We start from the raw sequence: 18,005 nt of genomic DNA, 5'->3' as shown, positions 1-18,005 counted from the left end.
GGGGCGGCGGGTGCGCGCCGGCCCGGGGCGCCGGCCGGCGGGGAGGTGGCGGCCGACGGCGGGGAGGCGGCGGGGAGGCGGCGGGGAGGCGCGGTGCCGGCCGCCGGAAAAATCGGCGCGGCCCGTTGTCATCCGTCTTCGGCGGGTGCGGCGTCCTGGGGGTATGACCCGTTTCCCGGACCGACCCGACACCGATGCCCGACACGCCGGCCCGGGCCCCGCGCCGAGCCCCGGGACACCGCCACCCGCGAGCCCGGCCGATCCGACGGTCCTGGCCCTGTCGGCGGTGACGGCGGTGGCGTCGGCGCTCCTGGTCCGGGCCCTGCTGATGGAGTACGAGTCGCCGGACTGGCACTACTTCCTCGGCCCGTGGTCCCGGTACATAGCGGAGCAGGGCGGGTTCCACGCCCTGAGCAGCGGCGGCTTCTCGGACTACAACGTCCCCTACCTGTACCTGATGGCCGGGATCAGCTACCTGCCGGTGCCGGCGATGACCGGCGTCAAGTGCGTGTCGATCCTCTTCGACCTGGTGCTGGCGTACTACACCCACCGGATCGTCTCGCTGCACCGGCCGCACCGGCCCTGGCTGCCGTTCGCGGCGGCGGTGACGGTGCTGTTCCTGCCCACGGTCGTGACCAACAGCGGCTGGTGGGCCCAGGCCGACGCGATCTTCACCGCCTTCCTGGTCGGCGGCGTCTACCACCTCATGCGCGAACGGCCCTGGTGGGCCTGCGCGTTCTTCGGGATCGCCCTGGCCTTCAAGCTCCAGGCGGTCTTCCTGTTCCCGCTGCTGCTCGTCGTCGTCCTGAACCGGCGGCTGCCGTGGCGGAGCCTGCTGGCCGTCCCGGCCGCCTACCTGGCGCTCGACGTCCCCGCCCTGCTGCTCGGCGCCGACCCCTGGCAGCTGCTGACGGTGTACGGCCGCCAGACGGGGACCTACCGGGACCTCACGCTCAACGCGCCGTCGCTCTACCAGTTCGTCTCGGTGCCGTCCGAGGCGAGCGACGCGGTGCGCGGCGCGGGCGTACTGGTCGCCGGTGTGCTGGTACTGGCGCTGGTCGGGCTGGCGGTCCGGGCCGTGCGGCGGGCCGAGGACCCGGCGGGGCTCACCGGCCGGCGGGTGCTGCTGCTGGCCACCGTCTTCGCGATCGCGGTGCCGTTCCTGCTGCCGTCCATGCACGAGCGCTACTTCTACCTCGCGGACATCCTCAGCGTGCTCGTGGCCTTCCAGCTTCCCCGGCAGCTCTGGTACCTGCCGGTGCTGGTGCAGCTCTCCTCGTTCGGCAGCTACCTCAAGTTCATCGCGCCCAGCGTGGCCCCGTACCTGTCGATGCCGGCCCACGGCGCGCTGATGCTGCTGGCGCTGATCGCCGTGCTCCGGGCCACCGCCCGGGAGTTCGCCGTGGCCCGGGCCTGACCGGCCGTCCCGGCCGCCCCGGTCGTCCACCGCAGGGCGCGCCGTCCCGCCCGCCGATCGGAGGCGGGCAGGCGCCGCACCTCCCGCGCCTCGAATCCTTCCGCCACCGCGCTCCGTCCTCGTGTCGACGCTGGTCGGGGGAGCAGAGCGGCCGGCCTGGCGCGGCCGGACGGTGGTGGTGACGGTGGTGACGGCGGCCGGCGGATCCGGGCGGAGCCGGTCCCGGGGTGCCCGGGGGGGCGAAGGCGTGCGGCCGGCCGGGAGCCGGGGCGGGTGCGGCGGTGCTCACCGTGCCCGCCCCGGCGGAGGAGGCGGTCAGTTGACGTAGACCGCCGGGCCGCCGGCCTGGGTGGCGTCGGTGATCGGGCCGTACGTCGCCGAGAAGTAGCCGTCCGCCGGGCAGAGCGCCGAGCCGCCGCTCTTGGCGAAGTGCTCGGCGCGGAAGACCAGGCTGTGGGCGGTGTTGTCGGCGCTGCCGGTGAACGCGCCGCTCAGCTGGAAGGAGCAGGTGATGGTGCCGAACCAGCTGTCGAGCACGGCGGTGGCCTGGATCGGCCCGGCGGACCCGCCGGTGAGGGTGACCGGCAGGCCGGGGGCGTCGGAGACGGTGACGCCGTACGGCAGGTTGCCGACCGTCAGGCTGCGGACGGAGGTGACGCCGGTGATGTTGGCGGTGCAGGAGCCGAAGCTCAGCCCGGTCAGCGACGCGGTCGCGCTGCCCGGCGCGGCCGGGTTGCCCAGCGTCGTGGCGGTGAGCTGGGAGGTGGCGCAGGTGACGCCGGTGGTGCTGGTCGCGGTCGAGTAGAAGGTGGCCTTGGTGCCGGCGGCGAGCGGCGCGGCGAGGACGTCGCCCGCCGCGACGGCCGGGCCGCCCGCGCTTCCGGTGGTGAGCACCGGCCCGGCGGCGAGGGGCTCCGGCGAAGCGGCGGCGGTGACGGGGGCCGACGCGAACGCGGTGGCGGCGCAGACGGCGGCGGTGACGGCGAGGTGGCGGCTGAAGCGCATGGAAGAGCCTCTTTCTCGGTGAGGGGCGAGAAGACGACCTCTGGCGGCTCCCGGGCGGTGGGGAACCGGGGAGCGCGCGGCGTTTCCGGGATCCATAGGTTCCAGGCCTGACCATGAGCCGTCAAGGCGACGGACGGAACTTGCTGACTTTCCGTCAACAAGGGTGAGCGGTGCGGTGACAGGTGCGGTGACAGGGGGAGCCGGTGCGGCTCCGGGGGCGGTGGCTGCGAGAATCCTCCGCATGGCTGAGCACGACAACGACCACGGCTACCTCCTGGACAACCGGCAGACCGAGGCGGGCATCCGGTTCGGCGCCCTCTCCGAACTCTTCGACCCGGTGACCTTCCGGCACGTCGACGCCCTCGGGATCGGCCCCGGGATGCGCTGCTGGGAGGTCGGCGCGGGCGGCCCCTCCGTGCCGCTCGGACTCGCCGAGCGCGTCGGCCCGACCGGGTCGGTCGTCGCGACCGACATCGACGTCTCCTGGACCGCCCCCGCGGCCGGCGACGTGATCGAGGTGCTGCGCCACGACGTGGCGGGCGACCCGCCGCCGCCCGGCGGCTTCGACCTGGTGCACGCCCGGCTGGTCCTGGTGCACGTCGCCGACCGCGCCGAGGCCCTGCGCCGGATGGTCCAGGCGCTGCGCCCCGGCGGCCGGCTGCTCCTGGAGGACGCCGACCCGGCCCTGATGCCGCTGATCTGCCCGGACGAGTCCGGCCCCGACGAGCGCCTCGCCAACCGGCTGCGGTCCGGCTTCCGCACCCTGATGGCCGGGCGCGGCGCCGACCTCGCGTACGGGCGGACGCTGCCCAGGGCGCTGCGCGAAGCGGGGCTGGTGGACGTCCAGGCCGACGCGTACTTCCCGATCACCTCCCCGGCCTGCGCCGTCCTGGAGGACGCCACGGTCCGGCAGGTCCGCCGGCTGCTGGTGGGGGAGGGACTGGCGACGGAGGAGGAGATCGACCGCCACCTGGCCAACGTCGCCTCCGGCCGGCTCGACCTGGCCACCGCCCCGTTGGTCTCCGCCTGGGCGCGCCGTCCCTGAGCGGGTGTTCGACAGGGTCCGCGCGCCGGCCCCGGGCACGCGCTGCTCGCCTGGCTGTCGGGGCGCGGCCCGGGGGCGTGCCTGCGGGCGGACGGACCGCTGCCGGTGCCACCGGCGTGGCCGCTGCCGCCGGTGCCGGGCTGGGGCTGACCCGGGCGAGCGGTGTGGCAACACCTGCTCCTGTAGCGGCGGTCCGGTGGCGTTCATCTCCGCTTCGAATGGGTTTACCGGGCAGGGGGTCCACTGGAACGGGATTCCGGCGGCACCCGCCCGCCGTCCGCCGTCCGCAGGGGAGATGGCGGGCGGCGGCCCTCCGGTGCAGACTCGTCAGCCATGACCGGACTCCGTCCCCCGCCCCGAGATCCGCCGCCGCCCCGACGTCCGTCCCCGCCCCGACGCCCGATCCTCGTCGCCGTGAGCGGCCCTCCCGGGGGCGGCAAGACCACCCTGGCGCACGCCCTGGCCGACGCGCTCGGCCGTCCGGTGGTCTGCCGGAACGAGATCAAGGAGCGGATGGCCGCCGTCGAGCCCGGTCCCGGTCCCGGTCCCGGTCCTGGTCCCGGTGCCGGTCCCGCTTCGAGCCTTGACGGCGACCTGGACCGCCGGACCCTGGCGGCGTTCTTCCGCATCCTCGGCGAGCACCTGCGCGCGGGCACGGACCCGGTGGCGGAGTCGGCCTTCCAGGACCGGCTGTGGCGCCCCGGCCTGGCGCCGCTCCTCGGTCTCGCCGACCTGCGCATCGTGCGCTGCGTCGTCGCCCCCGAGGTGGCCCGCACGCGCATCGCCCGCCGGGCCGCCGAGTCGCCCGCGCGGGCCGTCCACGCGGACGCCGAACTGCTGCGCCGCATCGCGCGCGGTGAGCGGCCGATCGAGAGCTGGGTGCCGATCGCGCTGGACGCGCCCTGCCTGGTCGTGGACACCACCCGGGGCTGGGACCCGCCCCTGGAGCGGATCGCGGCCTTCGCCGCCGGTGTCGATGCCGGCACCGGCACCGGCATCGACACCGGTGCCGACGCCGGGCCGCCCGGCCGGGAGGGGAACCACGGGCCGTCGGTCTAACCTCGACGGTATGGAGGCGTTCGAACACCCTGGCGGGCAGGACGTTCCGGCAGCCGGTGGCGCCGGAGCCGGGCCCGAAGCCCTGGAGGCCCTGGCGCGGCTGCTGGACCGGCGCGGCGCGGTGGTGCTCAGTGGGGCGGGCCTGTCCACCGAGTCGGGCATCCCCGACTACCGCGGTGCCACCGGCCGCAGCCGCAGCGGTACCCCGATGACCTACCAGGAGTTCACCGGCGGCGCCGAGGCCCGGCGCCGGTACTGGGCCCGCAGCCACACCGGCTGGCCCGCGATCGTCGGAGCCCGGCCGAACGCCGGGCACCTCGCGGTGGAACGCCTGCGCCGGTCCGGGCACGTCACGGCGGTCATCACCCAGAACGTGGACGGCCTCCACCACGCGGCCGGCACCCGGGAGGCGGTCGAGCTGCACGGCGGGCTGCGCCGGGTGGTCTGCCTCGGCTGCCGCCGCACCAGCTCCCGGGCCGAGCTCGACCTGCGGCTGGACGAGCTCAACCGGGGCTTTCGCCGACCGGGGGCGGAGCTGCGGCCCGACGGCGACGCGCGGCTGCCGCAGCGGCTGGTGGACGGCTTCCGGGTCGCCGCCTGTACGGACTGCGGCGGGGTGCTCAAGCCCGACGTGGTCTTCTTCGGCGAGAACGTCCCGGTGCCCAGGGTCGAGCACTGCTACGAACTGGTCGACGGGGCGAGCGCGTTGGTGGTCCTGGGCTCCTCACTGACCGTGCTGTCCGGGCTGCGCTTCGTCCGCCGGGCCGCCCGGGCGCGGCTGCCGGTGGCGATCGTCAACCAGGGGCCGACCCGGGCCGACGAACTCGCCGGGCTCCGGCTCGACCTGCCGCTGGGGCCGGCCATGGCGGAGGTCGCCCGGCTGCTCGGCGCGCCCTGATCCGGTCGGTCGGCTGCCGTCGGGCCGCCGGGGCGTCCGGCCGCCGGGACGTCCGACCGCCGGGACGTCCGACCGCCGGGACGTCGGGCCGCCGGGACGTCCGACCGGCCCGCCCCGGAGGGAGCTCAGCCGGCCGGCTGCCAGGGCCGCCCGGGCACCCACAGCGGCACCCGGCCGTCCCGTGGCATCGAGCGGGCCGCGGTCTGCTCCAGCCAGGCGTCCACCCGCGCCGGATCGTCCTCGCACAGCTCCACCAGCGCCGCCGCGGCGATCCGGGTGCAGCACAGCACCAGTGCCAGGGTGTCCTGGCGGCGGTGGTGCTCCCGCACGTACGCCTCGCCGCGCTCGTCGATGCGGCGGGCGTGGCACGTGCCGTCCCCGGCGGCCAGCGCCTGGACCCCGTGCCACACCAGGGTCAGCGCGCACGGCTCGGCCGGGTGCGGGGTGCCGTCCCGCTGCGCCTGCTCGCGGGCCTCCGCCGCCCGCTGCCCCAGCCACCCCAGTGCCGTCGGCCCGTCCTCCTCGCAGGACCGCAGGACCAGCTCCGCGGCCCGGGTCGCGACGGCTCGCAGCACCGCGGGAGCGGGCACCCGTAGCCCGGAGGCCGGGGCGTCGCCGAAGGCCAGCCAGGCGTCGGCCAGCGAGGCGGCCCGCACACCGCCCATCCAGGCCGGCTCCCCGGCTTCCGCGCCGAGCCGCTCCTGCGCGCCCAGCCGGACCAGCCCCACGGCCGCCAGGCTCGCCGCGTCCCCGTCAAGCTCCCGCAGCCACTCACTCCGTGCCACCACACACCCCCGTCAGCGTTACGCCACCCCGTGAGGGCCCATCCCACCACACCGGGACGGGAACGAACTAGACAGGGTCACGTCACAATCCCGGCCGGGGTGCACCGGGATGACGAGGGGAGGGGCGGTTGTCAGCTCCGCGCAAGGTGGTCGATCAGGCCAATCGCGTCCTCCACCGAGCCTGCCGGGTCGATCACCGGGTAGAGGACTCCCCGGGCGGTGCGGGTGGCGTCCAGGACGAGGGTGAGGCGCTTGAGCCGGTCGACGCCCGCGGCCCGCAAGGTGGGCAGGCGCAGCGCGGCGGCCAGCTGGAGGTCCGTGTCGGAGAGCAGCGGTGAGGGGATGCGGGCGTGCTCCGTGAACGCGGCCAGCTGGTCGGGGCGTTGGGTGCCGACTCCGTGGACGCGGGCGCCGTGGGCGGTGAACTCGGCCATCCGGTCGCGGTAGGTACCGGACTCCAGGGTGCAGCCGGCCGCACCGGGGAGTTCCCCCCAGCCAGGCGGGTGGTCCGCGCCGCGGACGGGTGGGAAGGGTCGCGACAGAAGGGGTGGGACCGGGGATGGATGTGAGGACGCGAGCGGCGGCCGCGGTGGACCGCGAGGCGGAGCGCGAACCGGCGCGCGGGGCGGGGGTGTTCTGGCGCTACTGGAGCGGATCACTGGTCAGCCGCCTCGGCGACCAGGTGACCGTCGTCGCCCTGCCGCTGATCGCCGTGGTCACCCTGCACGCGACGGCCTGGCAGGTCGGCATGATCACCGGTGCCGGGTACCTGGCCTGGCTGCTGGTGGGACTGCCGGCCGGAGTCCTGGTCCACCGGCTCCCGCTGCGCGGCACCCAGGTGGTGATGGACCTGGTGCGCGCGCTGGCCGTGGCCTCGGTGCCGGTGGCGGCCGCCCTGGGGGCGCTCGGCCTGCCGCAGCTGGTGGCGGTCGCGCTGCTGGTCGGCCTGGCGAGCGTGGTCTTCGACGTCGGCAACTCCACCTTCCTGCCCTCGATCGTGCCCAAGGAACAGCTGACCGCCCGCAACAGCCTGCTCTCCGGCAGCAGCGCCGCGACCGAGCTGGCCGGCCCCTCGCTCGGCGGGGTGCTGGTCCAACTCGTCGGCGGCGCCGCCGCGATGATGCTGGACACGGTCAGCTACCTGGTCTCGGCCGCGCTGCTGCGGAGCCTGCCGCGCGCGGAACGGCCGACCGGGGGCCCGGCCGGCGTGGGGATGCGCGAGCAGATCCGCGAGGGCTGGCACTTCGTCACCCGGCACCCGGTGATCGGGCCGTGCGCCGCCGACGCCACCGCGGTCAACTTCGTCGCGGGCGGGCTGATGACGCTCACCCCGGTGTTCCTGGTCACCACCCTCGACGCGCCGCCCGCCGCCGTCGGCGCCCTGATGGCCACCGGCGGGCTCGGCAGCCTGATCGGCGCCGCCCTCACGCCCCGGGTGGTCTCCCGGATCGGCAGCGGCTGCGCCCTGCGCCGGTCGGCACTGGTCGCCGCGCTCTTCACCTTCCTGCTCCCGGTGGCGGGTTCCGGCTGGGCGGTGGTGGTCTTCGCCGTCGGCAACGCGGGCTTCTCGGCGGGCGTCGTGGTCAGCAGCATCGTCGCCCGCACCCACCGGCAGACCCACACCCCGCCCGAGTTGCTCCCCAGGGTGATGGCCACCGTCCGGTTCGTCTCCTGGGGCGCCATCCCGGTCGGCGCGCTGCTGGCGGGCGCCGCCTCCACGGCCTGGGGGCCGCGAACGGCGCTGGTCCTGCTGGCGGTGTGCAGCCTGGCCGGCCCGGCGATCCTGGCGGGCAGTTCGGTCCGCCGGGTGCGCGACCTGGCGTAGTGGCCGGCCCCCGTCCTCTTCCCGTCCGCCCCGGTCGAATTGCCGCTGCGCGGTCCCGCTCCAGCGGATAGCCTGGACCGCCATGACGCGTGTGTGGAAGCTGCCACTACTGCTCGCCCTCTGCGGTGCGGTCGTCTCGGCCGGGCTGGCCTTCGGCGGGAGCCCCGTGGCGGCCGTGCTGTACCTGCTGCTGTTCGCGGCACTCGCGGGCATGAACTCGCCCCTGTTCTTCCCGAGGACGATCGGCGCGGCGGAGGCCCGGCGCCGCAGTGCGGCCGACGGCCGGCCGGTGGTCTACTGGCGCCCGGGCTGCAAGTACTGCCTGCGGATGCGTCTGAGGCTGGGCCGGACGGCCGGCCGGCTGCACTGGGTGGACATCTGGCGCGACCCGGAGGCGGCGGCGGTGGTGCGCGCGGCCAACGACGGCAACGAGACCGTGCCGACCGTCGTCATCGACGGCCGGCCGTACACCAACCCCGATCCCGCCTGGCTGCGCGCCCGACTCCCCGCCGCCTGACGGGCGGTGCCCGGCCGGTCGACACCGCAGCGGGGGAGGCGGTCAGGCCCTCCCGGCCGCCTCCCGGCCGCCGCTCGTGGTCACCGGACCTCGGCCACCAGGGGGCCGTACCTCGCCTTGATCTCCGCCCCCGCGGACTGCCACTGCGGGGTGTCGACCACCACACCGGTGCCGTCGATGGCGAGGGTCGCCGCCTCGATCACCACACCGTTGGCCCGCCACTCCCCGACGTCCGCGTTGATCCGCTTCACGAGGGCCATGAGCTGGCTCCGGGAGCCCGCCGCGTCGGCGAACGCCACCTTCACCGCGGGCCAGTCGGCCGCCAGGCGGGTCACGGCGGCGTCCAGATCGCTGCCGGGGACCCGCATCACGTAGAGCGTGCCGGTGTTCCGGTCGCGGCAGGTGCCGAAGTAGCGGTCGGGGTAGTCGGACATCGCCAGCTCCTCGATGGCCTGGCCCGCCCGGCGCGAACCGAGGTCCACCGGATCGCCCGAGACGGACGAGAAGCCGGGGGCCGTGCCGGAGGACGTGGACCAGGTGGCCGGCGAGCCCGGCGACGAGGACGCCCCGGGGGAGGGCGCGCCGGTCGACGAGTGATCCGGCGACGGGTAGCCGGTCGACGAGTGATCCGGCGACGGGTAGCCCGACGACGGCTCCCTGGACGAGGTGGCCCCGGAGGTGGGTGCCTCCGGTGACGGGAGGCCCGGCGCCGGATACCGCGGAAGCTCGGTCGGGTGCTCGTGCCAGCCCGGTGTCCGCATCGACGTGGGCCCGTTCGCGCAGTCCAGCATCACGGCCAGGTACCGGGTGGCCGTGGCACCCGCCGTGGCATCCGCCGTGGCATCCGTCGTCGGGCCGGCCTCGACCACGCGCAGTCCGGCGGCGCCGGTCCGGCCGGGCCCGAGACCGCCCGCGAGCTGCGTCAGCGCCGTCACGCCGAGGGCGACCACGGCGGCCGCCGTCACGACCCGGACGGTGGTCCGCCGGCGGGCCCGCCGCTGTCCGGCCTCGCGCAGCCCGGCCGGCGGCGGGCCGCCACCGACCCCCGCCGCGCGCCGTTCGAGCCGGGCGACCAGCTCCTCCTCGAACCTGTCCTCAGCGTCCACGGCCCACCAACTCCCTCACCGGTTCCAGTTCCTGTCGAAGCGCCTTGATCCCGCGCGCCAGGTGGGTCTTCGCCGTGGGCACCGTGCACCCCAGCTCCTCCGCCACCTGTGCGACCGGCAGGTCCAGGTAGTAGCGCAGCACCACGGCCGCCCGCTGCCGTGGTGGCAGTCCGGCCAGCGCCGTCGCCAACTCGTCGTCCCGTTCGGCGTCCTGGACCGCCGGTCCGTCCGGCGGCGCGGAGGTGAGCACCTCGCGCCTGGTCCGACGCCACCGCGATATGTGGGTGCGGACCATCGTCCGGCGGACGTACCCCTCGGTCGCGCCCGCGTCCCGGATCGTCGACCGTCTCGGGTACACCTGCGCCAAGGCATCGTGCAACAGGTCCCGGGCGTCGTGGACGTTCCCGGTGATCAGGTACGCCCCGCGCAGCAGCGGCTGGTACCGGGCCGCGACGAACTCGTCGAACGGGTCGGATCCGGAGCCCTCCGGGCGGAGCGATTCGCGCTTCATACCCCCAAGGACGCTCCGGCCACCGGAAACGGATGACCGTGGGCCGACATCCGGTGGACGGGCTTCGCGGCGGCCGGGTGCGAGCGGTGCGTACGGGGCCCGACAGGACGGCCGGGTCTGCTTCACCGCGGCACTCATCACCGCGTCACGCCGTGCCGACGTCCGCGGTGAAGCAGACCCGGCCGTGCTGCTCGGCGGTGACCCGGACCAGCGCGGGCGATTCGGCCCCGGCCGTGACGCGGCACGGGGCGTCGAGGTCCACGTACCGGTGGAAGACGGCGGACAGCGTCGCCGCCGGGGCCGGTACCGGATGCCGCACGGCCTGGGCGGCCTGCCGGGCGGCCTCCAGCAGCAGCATGCCCGGTACGTGGTCGACCGGGTGGTCGAAGAACGTCGGATGGGCGGTGTCCACCCGCAGCCACCAGCCGGCGGCGCCGGTTTCCGGAGATTCGGACATTTCGTTTGCTATTCGTTCCGGGATATCCCCGGGCGGGGTTTCGGAAAGCACCACGTCGGCCTGGGCCAGGCGTCCGGCGCGGGCGGCGGGAATTCCTTCCGGGGCCGGCGGTGCGGCTGCCATCGCGACTGCCCGGTCGGAATTCGGGCCGCGCAGCCGGAGGTAGACCGCGGGTGACTGGACGGTGAACCGGGAGCGGGCCGTGGCGAGTGGAATTCCGTCGCGCAGGATGTCCACGTCCATCGTCATGCCGGCCAGGCCGGCTCTCCTGCGGGCGAGGTCGGAGCAGGTCACCCGCAGTTCCACCGCGACCGGTCCGCCGGCGGGGCGCAGCACCGCCGGGTCCAGGTCGCACCGGAAGTGCTCCCAGACCAGATGGTGGTCGAACGGTGTGTCGTAGCCCACATGGCAGATCAACGGAAAGAGTTGACGGACCGTCTCGGTCGGTAGTACGGACTCGAAGCCGCCGTCGGCCGATCGGTAGAATGGCCGATCGGCAGGCCAGTGTGCGGTCACCGAGAACGAGTCGGGTCCGGTCCGGCGCCACGCCGTGAGGAGGACCTCGCTCGCGTCTGACTTGTGGACGAGGTTTCGGCTGACGGGGTGGTGGGGGGTCAGTTCCGAGAGGGTCTCAATATCGGACATGGTGGTGCAATTTCCTTCGTCTGGTGCTCTTTCGGCCGTGTATCCATAACGGCGGACGGCGCCGAATATAGCGAACGAAGGTTGAGGCCGGTGCTGGGGCGTGTATTCGAAGTGGGGCTGGGGAGGCGTCAATGGCAGGTAGGCAGCAGCGTGCGGTTCGTACCCGCGAGCTCATTCTGGAGGCGGCCGCGGAGGTGTTCGACGAATCCGGCTTCGCCGGCGGCTCGATCATGCGGATCACGGAACGCGCCGCGACCACTCAGGGCGCGATCTACTTCCACTTCAAGTCCAAGGAGGGGCTGGCGCGGGCGGTGATCATGTACCAGGCGGCCCATCTGAAGGGGATCCCGCAGAAGCCCAGCGGCCTCCAGCAGTTGATCGACCTCACCTTCTACCTCGCCCGTGAGCTCCAGCGGGACGTGGTGTTCCGGGCCGGTGTGCGGCTGGCGGTCGAGCAGGGCGAGGCCGGGCTGTCCGAGTACTCGATCTACCAGGAGTGGATCGAGTGCTTCCGGGTCGAGCTGGCCGCGGCCCGGACGGCGGGCGAGCTGCTGCCCGAGGCGGAGGAGGGCGTCTTCGCCGCCGTCCTGGTGGCCGGGTTCACCGGTTCGCAGGTGATGTCGCAGATCGCGAGCGGCCGGGTGGACCTGCCGGAGCGGATCGCCAACCTCTGGCGCTGCCTGCTGCCCGGCATCGCGACGCCGGAGGTGCGCGACGGGCTGGTGCTGGACGCCGAGCGGTCCCGGGAGCGCTCGTGCTGACCAGGGTCGCGCTCACCGGGGCGACCGGCTTCATCGGCTCCGCCGTGCTGCGGGCCCTCACCGACGGCGGTGCGCGGGTGCGCGCGCTGGCCCGCCGGGTGCCGGAGGGCGACGGGCGGGCGGACTGGGTGGCCGGTGGGCTCGCGGACCGTGCGGCACTGGCCGGGCTGTGCGAGGGCGCCGAGGTGCTGGTCCACCTCGCCTCCCGGGTGAGCGGCGGCGCCGAGGAGTGCGAGGCGGTCAACGTCCGCGGGGCCGAGGCGCTGATGGCCGCGGCCGTGCGGGCCGGGGTCGGCCGGGTCGTCCACCTGTCCACCGCCGCCGTGTACGGCGAGGGGCCGCACTCGGGCATCGAGGTGGCCGGGGTGCCGGCCGTGCCGGTGTCGGAGGCCAGTCGGACCAGGCTCCTCGGGGAGCGCTTCGCGCTGGACGCCGGTGGTGTCGTGCTGCGGCCGGGCCTGGTGACCGGGACCGGCGACCGGTGGGTGGTGCCGGCGCTGGACGAACTGGTCCGACGGGTCCCGGTGGTCTGGGACGGCGGGTCGGCCCGGCTGTCGATGGTGGACCGTGACGACCTGGCCCGCCTGATCGGCGCTCTCGCGACGGGCGATCACGCGGCTCCGTCCGGCGTCCACCACGCCAGCCACCCCGAACCGGTGCGCACCGGGGACCTGTTGGCCGCGCTGGACGGGTGCGGAGTCCTGGCCGCGCCGCAGGGGCCCGACCTGTCGTGGGCGGAGTGCCTGCGAATGCTCGCGGCGAACCCCGGCCGGATTTCGGAGCGTCAGTTCGCTCTGGTCGCCCGGGATCACTGGTATCGCAGTGAGGAGATCTGGAAAATCGCCAACTGCCCTGCGGGGCCAGGACCGTTGGCCGGAATTGTGGACGCGGCCCCTTGGTATCGGGAGGCCTTGGGCCGGTCCTGAGCCGGCTTTCCCTCCAGAGAATCCTGTGATCGCCATCACATAAAAACAATGAGAACGTTCTGTATTCTCGGCTGCCGGACGAGTGGAGCGACCGGAGATCCCGGGTGTCATGTACTCCTCCGGCTCGGCCACTTGGATGTGACAGGGGGAGTGATGGGCCCGTCTGAGGTTCAGGTACTGGCTGGACCTGACGATCGAGTTCCCGGAACCGGTCCGTGCGAGCCGGCCGTCGGCCTGGGCGCCGCGGCGGTGGGCGAGTGGAAGGTGCCCGTGCAGAGCGGCCGAAGCGCTCCGCCGCGCGCCCTGTCCCCGGCCGGGCCCGCGCCGAGCCCGGGTCGCTCGGTCGGGCTGCTCGACGGACTCGGCGTGCTGGCCGGCCGGGCCGTGCGCGAGGTCCTGCTGGTGCTGCCGAGCGCACCGCTCGACCCCCGGCTCCGCGCCCGCCTCGAACTCCTCGGCGCGGAACTGGTCGACCGCGGGGTGCGGGTCCGCGCGCTCGGCCCCGAGAACCTGGACGACCCCGCCTGCGGCGGCAGCGCCATCCGGATGGCGGCCCTCGGTGTGGAACTGCTGGCGGTGCCGCAGCCGCCGCTGTGGATGGCCGTCGCCGACCGGGACGCGGCGATCGTCCCGACCGACCCGCTCGTCGAGCAGGCCGGCTGGGTGTTCCTGCGCGGCGTGGCCCCGGTGACCGCATGCCGCCTGCTCTTCGAACAACTCTGGGACCAGGGGCGGGAGTTGAACCATGGTGGTGAGCCGGAGCGCGGCCCCGGGCCGGACCGGCGGGAGCGCGAGGTCCTGCGGCTGCTGGACGAGGGGCTGACCGACGCCGCCATCGCCGCACGCACCGGGCTCTCCGTCCGCACCAACCGGCGGACCATCGCCGACCTGATGACCAGGCTCGGCGCCCGCAGCCGTTTCCAGGCCGGCGCCGAAGCCGCCCGACGGGCCTGGGTCTGACGGATCACCGGATCAGGCGGCCGGGGCCGGGGTGACCGGGGTGACCGGGGTGGCCGGGGTAGCCGGGGCGACCGGCACGGCCGGGGCGGGTTCGGACGGCCCCGCCCCGGCCGTGGTCCCTCAGAGGCCGGTCCGGGCGAGGTCCTGCTCGGCGTAACGCGCCCCCGCGGCCGGCACCAGCGTGTCGAGCCGCGCCAGCTGGGCCGGAGTCAGGGTGACGGCGTCCGCCGCCGCGTTCTCCTCGACCCGGGTGCTGCGCCTGGTGCCGGGGATCGGCACGATGTCCCGCCCCTGGGCCAGCAGCCAGGCGAGCGCGACCTGGGCGGCCGTCGCCCCGGCCTCCGCGGCGACCCGCTCCACCTCGTCCACGATGCGCAGGTTGGCTCCGAAGTTCTCCTCGGCGAACCTGGGGGTCGTCAACCGGAAGTCTGCGGCGTCGAGTTGTCCGGTCGAGCGGATCGCTCCGGTGAGGAACCCGCGGCCGAGCGGCGAGTACGCCACGAGCCCGATGCCGAGCTCGCGCAGCAGCGGCAGCAACGCCGACTCCGGGTCCCTGGTCCACAGGGAGTACTCGGTCTGCACCGCCGTCACCGGGTGCACCGCGTGAGCGCGCCGGATGGTCTCCGGGCCGGCCTCGGACAGGCCGATGTGCCGCACCTTGCCCTCGCGGACCAGCTCGGCCAGCGCCCCGACCGTCTCCTCGATCGGCGTGCCCGGGTCGACCCGGTGCTGGTAGTACAGGTCGATCCGGTCGGTGCCCAGCCGCCGCAGCGAACCCTCCACCGCGGCGCGGACGTTGGCCGGCGAGCTGTCGAGCACGTTCGGTCCGCCGCCGCCGTGCGCGACCAGTCCGAACTTGGTGGCCAGCACCACCTCGTCGCGCCGTCCCGCGATGGCCCGGCCGACCAGTTCCTCGTTCGCGAACGGGCCGTAGATCTCCGCGGTGTCCAGCAGGGTCACCCCGAGGTCGAGCGCGCGGTGGATCGTTCGCACCGATTCCACGTCGTCGTCACCGGCGCCGGTGTAGTAGTCCGACATCGACATCGCGCCGAGGCCGATGCGAGACACTTCGAGCGCTCCGAGAAATGCGTGTTCCATGGTGGGGAATACCAGCCTTTCGCGAACGAATGACAGCCGGGCGGGGGCCGCGACGGCTCCCGCGGGGTCCTGACAGCAGCAGACAACCACAGCCGACGGCCCGGTGACAAAACCCTTCTGACGGACCGTCGCGCGGGGCCGGACCTGGTCGGAGGCCCGCCCGGCGGGGGTGCCCGGCAGTCCCCGGGCGGTGCGTGGCAGCTATCGGCCACGTGCTTGTTCGGTCCCCATCGATCGTGTTGACTCGGAGTCGTTCAATTCCGCGGCGCCGGTCCGGCGGTCGGGTTCACGGGCAGTGTCGCCCTTGTCGAACCGTGCCGACCACGCAGCGCCGCCGAATTCACCGGACTCATCCACTCCAGCCGAACGGTCCTTTCCCGCCATTCCTGTGCCCGTGCCCACGGGCGGAAGGATGCCGTGATGTCCCGCACGACGCTCGGGCCAGTTCCCGTCGACGCCGATTACGAACTCGAACAGCTCACCCAGCGCATGGGAATCGAGATCCACACCTGTGAACCCGGCCTGGTGACCGGCACGATGCCCGTCACCGGCAACCGCCAGCCCGCCGGCATCCTGCACGGCGGCGCCAACGCGGTGTTCGCCGAGACCCTCGGCTCGCTGGCCGCGCTGGTGCACGCCGGGCCGGACGGAACCGCGGTCGGCCTCGATCTCTCCTGCACACACCACCGCTGGGTCTCCTCCGGCACCCTGACCGGCGAGTGCCGGCCGCTGTACGAACGGGAGTCGGTGGCCTCGTACCAGATCACCATCACCGACGACTCCGGGCAGCGGACGTCCACCGCGCTGCTCACCTGCCTCATCCGGCGCGGCGCCACCCGGCGCCGGGCCGGCCAGTCCCAGGAAGCCCCCCGACGGACGGAGAACTGATGACCACCCAGGTCGCGCACACCCTCTTGGCCTCGGTCGACGACTACCTCGGCCCCGGCGACCGCCGCTTCTTCGGCCGGGGCTTCCGGCGGGTCCACTACGACCTGAGCCGGATCCGGGTCGCCCGCACCCCGGACGGCGTGGCCGGCGCCAGTGCCACGGTCCGGGTCCGCTACCCGGCGGACTGGTCGCGCAAGGCCGTCGGCGACCTCCGGCCCCACTTCAGCACCGTCGACGGGCTGGTGCTCGCGGCCCAGCTCGCCGAGCTCTGCCTGTCCGACCGGCGCGGCGACGACCTGAGCGAGGCCTGGCTGCGCCAGGTCCGGATCACGGCCGGCAACCGCCCGCAGGAGGACCTCGACCGGCTGGAGGCGGTCGCCACCCGCCGCCGGCTGAAGCCGCTCGACGGCACCCCCGGCTGGTCGGTCTCGGTGATCGACTGCGGCATCGGCACCATGCGGGTCCGCTGCGAACTGGTCCACCCGAGCGACAACCCGAGCCCGGGCCAGTGGCAGTACGCGAACCCGGCCGAGGCGCTCGGGCCCGCCGCCGACAGGTACTACGACCACGGCTTCACCACCCGCCGCCAGCTGATCCGCGACGTCGTGGTGGACCAGGGCGCGCTCCTGGCCACCGCCCGGCTCGACATCGAGCACGAGGAACCGGCGAGCCCGGCCCCGCGCGGCCTGGAGTCCGGCCACGGCCCGTCGGTCACCATGGTCGACGCCTTCGTGACCGCGCTCCAGCTGGCCCAGGTCATGCTCTACGAGATGGACGGCGTCCGCCGCCAGGACAGCGACACCCTCTGGATGCGCCAGACCGTGATGACCGCGGCCGGCCCGCGCCGCCCGTACGAGGCCGGAGTGCCCGTCACCACCACGCTGACCGAACCCGACCTGCTGCGGCTGAACGGTGACACCTGGCGCACCATGACCATCACCGCCGACATGGCCGGCATCGACCTGTCCTGCGCCGTCACCCACCGGCTCCCCGCGGGCCACCCGTCGGCGGTCCCCGAGGCGGTGGCACGGTGACCCGCGCGGCCGTCCTCACCGGCGTCGGCGCCGCCCTGCCCCCGCGCGTGGTGACCAACGCCGAACTGGCGCGGCACCTCGACACCTCGGACGAGTGGATCCGCACCCGCACCGGCATCGCCCAGCGCCACGTCGTCGACCCCGGCACCACCACCGGCGACCTCGCCGTCGAGGCCGGGCAGCGGGCCCTCAAGAGCGCCGGGACGGCCGAGGTCGACCTGGTGGTGCTCGCCACCACGACCCCCGACCGGCTGTGCCCGGCCACCGCGCCGTCGGTCGCCGCCCGGATCGGCCTGACCGGTGTGCCGGCCTTCGACATCGCGGCCGTCTGCTCCGGCTTCCTCTACGCCCTCCAGGCCGGGGTGGCCGCCATCGGCGCCGGCCAGGCCGACAGCGTGCTGGTCATCGGCGCCGAGACGTTCAGCACCATCCTCGACCCCGAGGACCGCTCCACCCGGGCCATCTTCGGCGACGGCGCCGGCGCCGTGGTCCTGCGCGCCGGGCAGCCCGACGAGCCGGGCGCGGTCCGGCAGATCCGGCTCGGCAGCGACGGCACCATGGCCGACCTGATCACCGTCCGCGGCGGCGGCTCCGAGGAGCGCACCAGCGGCCGGCCGCCCCGCCCGGAGGACGCCTACTTCCGGATGGACGGCAAGTCGGTGTTCTTCACCGCCGTGCGCCGGATGACCGACTCCTCCCTGGACGTCCTCGAACGGACCGGGTGGCAGGTCGCCGACGTCGACCGGATCGTCGCCCACCAGGCCAACGTCCGGATCGTGCACGCCGTCGCCGAGCAGCTCGGCGTCCCCGCCGACCGGGCCGTCCTCAACATCGACCGGGTGGGCAACACCTCCGCCGCCTCCATCCCGCTGGCCCTCGCGGACGGCACCCTCGACGGCCGGCTCAGGCCCGGTGACCGGGTGCTGCTGACCGCCTTCGGCGGCGGCGCCACCTGGGGGTCGGCGACCCTCACCTGGCCCGCCGTCACCCCGGGCTGAGCCCGGCCACGACCCCACGCACGACCGGCCATCACCCTTATGTCCGACCGGCCATCACCCCTACGCACGA

19 protein-coding genes are annotated in these 18,005 nt (G+C 74.6%); 12 read left to right on the top strand and 7 right to left on the bottom strand.

Annotated features, from left to right (window positions below; translation table 11 throughout):
- The first annotated feature begins 295 nt into the window (after positions 1–295).
- On the top strand, positions 296–1,417 hold the full coding sequence (locus ACFRAR_RS15505; protein ID WP_380698566.1) for a glycosyltransferase 87 family protein: 1,122 nt from the start codon (positions 296–298) through the stop codon (positions 1,415–1,417).
- A gap of 315 nt (positions 1,418–1,732) precedes the next feature.
- On the opposite strand, the gene ACFRAR_RS15500 is transcribed toward ACFRAR_RS15505, so the two are convergent.
- Positions 1,733–2,422: a Tat pathway signal sequence domain protein gene (locus ACFRAR_RS15500; RefSeq protein ID WP_380698565.1), complete on the bottom strand. Its 690-nt coding sequence runs from the start codon at positions 2,420–2,422 to the stop codon at positions 1,733–1,735.
- Between the two features lie 241 nt (positions 2,423–2,663).
- On the opposite strand from ACFRAR_RS15500, the gene ACFRAR_RS15495 reads away from it, so the two are divergent.
- The 3 genes from ACFRAR_RS15495 to ACFRAR_RS15485 all read left to right on the top strand — a co-directional run bounded on the left by ACFRAR_RS15495 (position 2,664) and on the right by ACFRAR_RS15485 (position 5,424).
- Positions 2,664–3,467, top strand: coding sequence for a methyltransferase domain-containing protein (locus ACFRAR_RS15495; RefSeq protein ID WP_380698564.1), 804 nt, complete (start codon positions 2,664–2,666; stop codon positions 3,465–3,467).
- 414 nt (positions 3,468–3,881) lie between these two features.
- Positions 3,882–4,526 carry an AAA family ATPase gene (locus ACFRAR_RS15490; RefSeq protein ID WP_380698563.1) on the top strand — a complete coding sequence of 215 codons (645 nt, stop codon included), beginning with the start codon at positions 3,882–3,884 and terminating at the stop codon, positions 4,524–4,526.
- A 10-nt stretch (positions 4,527–4,536) separates the two neighbouring features.
- A complete protein-coding gene (locus tag ACFRAR_RS15485; protein WP_380698562.1) occupies positions 4,537–5,424 on the top strand; it encodes an NAD-dependent protein deacetylase in 888 nt (295 codons plus the stop codon).
- A 125-nt stretch (positions 5,425–5,549) separates the two neighbouring features.
- Here the strand turns inward: ACFRAR_RS15485 and ACFRAR_RS15480 are convergent, their stop codons facing one another.
- Together ACFRAR_RS15480 and ACFRAR_RS15475 are read right to left on the bottom strand one after the other, a co-directional pair.
- Complete coding sequence (locus ACFRAR_RS15480) at positions 5,550–6,209, bottom strand: hypothetical protein (RefSeq protein WP_380698561.1); 660 nt, start codon at positions 6,207–6,209, stop codon at positions 5,550–5,552.
- 131 nt (positions 6,210–6,340) lie between these two features.
- Positions 6,341–6,868 (bottom strand): redoxin domain-containing protein, encoded by a 528-nt coding sequence (locus ACFRAR_RS15475; RefSeq protein ID WP_380698560.1) that lies wholly within the window; start codon positions 6,866–6,868, stop codon positions 6,341–6,343.
- Here ACFRAR_RS15475 and ACFRAR_RS15470 point away from each other — a divergent pair.
- The gene (locus tag ACFRAR_RS15470) at positions 6,769–8,034 is read left to right on the top strand and encodes an MFS transporter (RefSeq protein WP_380698559.1); all 1,266 of its coding nucleotides are present in this window, start codon (positions 6,769–6,771) and stop codon (positions 8,032–8,034) included. The two genes, ACFRAR_RS15475 and ACFRAR_RS15470, sit on opposite strands and share 100 nt — an antisense overlap.
- Positions 8,035–8,116: 82 nt before the next feature.
- The gene (locus ACFRAR_RS15465; RefSeq protein ID WP_380698558.1) at positions 8,117–8,551 is read left to right on the top strand and encodes a glutaredoxin domain-containing protein; all 435 of its coding nucleotides are present in this window, start codon (positions 8,117–8,119) and stop codon (positions 8,549–8,551) included.
- Between the two features lie 80 nt (positions 8,552–8,631).
- On the opposite strand, the gene ACFRAR_RS15460 is transcribed toward ACFRAR_RS15465, so the two are convergent.
- From ACFRAR_RS15460 to ACFRAR_RS15450, 3 genes are all read right to left on the bottom strand, one after another.
- On the bottom strand, positions 8,632–9,657 hold the full coding sequence (locus ACFRAR_RS15460) for a hypothetical protein (protein ID WP_380698557.1): 1,026 nt from the start codon (positions 9,655–9,657) through the stop codon (positions 8,632–8,634).
- Positions 9,647–10,168 (bottom strand): SigE family RNA polymerase sigma factor, encoded by a 522-nt coding sequence (locus ACFRAR_RS15455; RefSeq protein ID WP_380698556.1) that lies wholly within the window; start codon positions 10,166–10,168, stop codon positions 9,647–9,649. Before ACFRAR_RS15455 ends, ACFRAR_RS15460 begins: the two co-directional genes overlap by 11 nt.
- Positions 10,169–10,313: 145 nt before the next feature.
- Positions 10,314–11,270, bottom strand: a complete 957-nt coding sequence (locus tag ACFRAR_RS15450; protein WP_380698571.1) for a ScbA/BarX family gamma-butyrolactone biosynthesis protein — start codon at positions 11,268–11,270, stop codon at positions 10,314–10,316.
- A gap of 131 nt (positions 11,271–11,401) precedes the next feature.
- Here ACFRAR_RS15450 and ACFRAR_RS15445 point away from each other — a divergent pair, with 131 nt between their 5' ends.
- The 3 genes from ACFRAR_RS15445 (at position 11,402) to ACFRAR_RS15435 (ending at position 13,917) form a co-directional block, all read left to right on the top strand.
- Positions 11,402–12,031, top strand: a complete 630-nt coding sequence (locus ACFRAR_RS15445) for a ScbR family autoregulator-binding transcription factor (protein WP_380698555.1) — start codon at positions 11,402–11,404, stop codon at positions 12,029–12,031.
- A complete protein-coding gene (locus ACFRAR_RS15440; protein ID WP_380698554.1) occupies positions 12,025–12,957 on the top strand; it encodes an NAD-dependent epimerase/dehydratase family protein in 933 nt (310 codons plus the stop codon). Before ACFRAR_RS15445 ends, ACFRAR_RS15440 begins: the two co-directional genes overlap by 7 nt.
- 270 nt (positions 12,958–13,227) lie before the next feature.
- Entirely contained in the window at positions 13,228–13,917 is a 690-nt protein-coding gene (locus ACFRAR_RS15435) for a LuxR C-terminal-related transcriptional regulator (protein WP_380698553.1), read from the top strand.
- Between the two features lie 120 nt (positions 13,918–14,037).
- Here ACFRAR_RS15435 and ACFRAR_RS15430 read toward each other — a convergent pair whose 3' ends face one another.
- Positions 14,038–15,015, bottom strand: coding sequence for an aldo/keto reductase (locus ACFRAR_RS15430; RefSeq protein WP_380698552.1), 978 nt, complete (start codon positions 15,013–15,015; stop codon positions 14,038–14,040).
- 420 nt (positions 15,016–15,435) lie between these two features.
- On the opposite strand from ACFRAR_RS15430, the gene ACFRAR_RS15425 reads away from it, so the two are divergent.
- Genes ACFRAR_RS15425 through ACFRAR_RS15415 form a run of 3 tightly spaced genes read left to right on the top strand, consistent with a single transcriptional unit; the run spans position 15,436 to position 17,935 of the window.
- Positions 15,436–15,903, top strand: coding sequence for a PaaI family thioesterase (locus ACFRAR_RS15425; RefSeq protein WP_380698551.1), 468 nt, complete (start codon positions 15,436–15,438; stop codon positions 15,901–15,903).
- Entirely contained in the window at positions 15,903–16,937 is a 1,035-nt protein-coding gene (locus ACFRAR_RS15420; RefSeq protein WP_380698550.1) for an AvrD family protein, read from the top strand. The genes ACFRAR_RS15425 and ACFRAR_RS15420 overlap by 1 nt, the downstream gene beginning before the upstream one ends.
- Positions 16,934–17,935 carry a beta-ketoacyl-ACP synthase III gene (locus ACFRAR_RS15415; RefSeq protein WP_380698549.1) on the top strand — a complete coding sequence of 334 codons (1,002 nt, stop codon included), beginning with the start codon at positions 16,934–16,936 and terminating at the stop codon, positions 17,933–17,935. Before ACFRAR_RS15420 ends, ACFRAR_RS15415 begins: the two co-directional genes overlap by 4 nt.
- The last annotated feature ends 70 nt before the right edge of the window (positions 17,936–18,005 follow it).

Origin of the sequence: Kitasatospora sp. NPDC056651 (assembly GCF_042792155.1) — a bacterium.
Classification (GTDB): Bacteria; Actinomycetota; Actinomycetes; order Streptomycetales; family Streptomycetaceae; genus Kitasatospora.
Note: the sequence above shows the minus strand (reverse complement) of the source record. Positions and strands in the feature narration are given on the sequence as shown.